The organism is Verrucosispora sp. SN26_14.1, from assembly GCF_004307965.1.
Taxonomy (GTDB): Bacteria; Actinomycetota; Actinomycetes; order Mycobacteriales; family Micromonosporaceae; genus Micromonospora.
This window is the reverse complement of sequence record NZ_SISL01000752.1, coordinates 1-1,613: the sequence shown is the minus strand read 5'-3', so window position 1 is coordinate 1,613 and position 1,613 is coordinate 1. Positions and strand designations below refer to the sequence as shown.

General features: G+C 72.7%; 2 protein-coding genes and 1 pseudogene. All 3 read left to right on the top strand.

The features are described from left to right. Positions 1-10: 10 nt before the first annotated feature. Positions 11-736: pseudogene (locus tag EYA84_RS31615) on the top strand (amidase family protein); the annotation flags it as partial. Positions 737-806: 70 nt separating this feature from the next. Next, positions 807-1,091: a hypothetical protein gene (locus tag EYA84_RS31610; protein WP_131057828.1), complete on the top strand. Its 285-nt coding sequence runs from the start codon at positions 807-809 to the stop codon at positions 1,089-1,091. Next, positions 1,078-1,491, top strand: a complete 414-nt coding sequence (locus tag EYA84_RS31605) for a DUF5130 family protein (protein WP_131057827.1) — start codon at positions 1,078-1,080, stop codon at positions 1,489-1,491. Before EYA84_RS31610 ends, EYA84_RS31605 begins: the two co-directional genes overlap by 14 nt. Positions 1,492-1,613: the final 122 nt, after the last annotated feature.

The following is a 1,613-nucleotide window of genomic DNA, read 5'->3' as shown; positions in this document are numbered from 1 at the left end:
ATAGAGACAGGGCTACCTGGGCGCCGCCCGCGCCGCCGACCCCGGACGGTTGCGGGTGGGCCGGTTCACCGCGCCGATGCTCGCCGACGAGCCGGTCCACCCGGACTGCGTCGCCGCGGTGGACCGGGCCGTGACGCTGCTCACCGCCGCCGGTCACCAGGTGGTCGAGGTGCCACCGCCACTCGGGCCACAGGTCTGGCCGCTGTTCGAGGTCGTCTGGTACGTCCTCTCGCTCGCGCCGGTGCCGCCCGAGCGGGAGGCCGACCTGCTGCCGTTGACCCGCTTCCTGCGGGCCCGGGGCGGCGGGATATCCGCCGGTACGCTCAGCGCCACCCTCGGCGAACTCCAGGCGCAGGTACGCCTCGGCGCGCGCCGTACCGCCGACTGTGACCTGCTGCTCTGTCCCACGTTGGCGTCCCCGCAGGCACCCGTCGGCTGGTTCACCGAGGGGCGTACGCCGGAGGAGGACTTCGACCTGCAACGGCGGTTCTCCCCGTACTGTGCGGTCTTCAACGTCACCGGTCAGCCGTCGGTCTCGTTGCCGGTGGGGGTGACCGCCGAGGGGTTGCCGGTCGGTGTGTTGCTGACCGGTCGGTACGGCGACGACGCGAGACTGATCGCGACGGCTGCGCAACTGGAGGGTCTGTGTGGCGGGTGGGATCGCCACCCGCCGCTCTGGCGGGGCGTGGGCTCCGCTAACGTGAATGGCAGCGGAGTCGGGAGGTCACCACGGTGACCCGCCACCCGGCCCGGTCGAAGTTCTCTCTTTCCGCCTGGGGGCGTTGGGATTGTCTGTAACCGACACCTTGCTGGTCTTCGTCGGCATCCCGGCAGTCGTCGTGCTGGTGATCGCCGGCCTCGTCTACGCGGGCAGCCGCAGTGGTGGCGGCGGTGCCAAGCGGTACCGTCCGGGCCGACCCTTCAGCTTCACGCCGGTGTGGTTCCTCGGCAAGCCGGAGGAGCTGGCCGACTCGGCCGGCACCGCGCTGGCGGCGGGGGCACAGGCGCCCGCGCTGAGCAGCCGCAAGCAGGAACAGGCCGGCGTCGAGGCGCCGGCCGGTGGGACCGGAGGCGCAAGTGACCGTTGGTGAGAAGCAGCCCGAGACCACTCCGGGCACCCCGCCCGACGTGCTCGACGGTCCGTTCTCGACCCGCCAGCTGCTGCGCATCGACGAGGCGCTGCGCCTGGCCGACAGGACCACCGGCCTGACCTTCTCGGTCTTCGTGGGCGGCCTCGACGAGCCGGTCCGCGAGCACGCCGAGCGGTTGCACCGGCAGCTCGCCGACCCGGACCGCTCGGTGCTGATCGCGGTCTCGCCCAACCAGCGGCAGCTGGAGATCGTCACCGGCCGGCACGCCCGCAAGCGGGTGCCGGACACGTACGCCAAGATCGCCGCGCTGTCGATGGTGGCCTCGTTCGGCGGCGGTGACCTGGCCGGCGGCATCATCCAGGGGCTCGACCAGCTCTCCCGGTACGCCGGCACCGCCTGACCGTTCCCGTACGACGAAGCCCGGCCCCACCTGACGTGGGACCGGGCTTTCTCGTCTCCGTGTGGCCTTCCGTGTCCGTGCGGCGGGCCGACCGGCCCGCCGCACGGCGCGCGGGTCAGGCG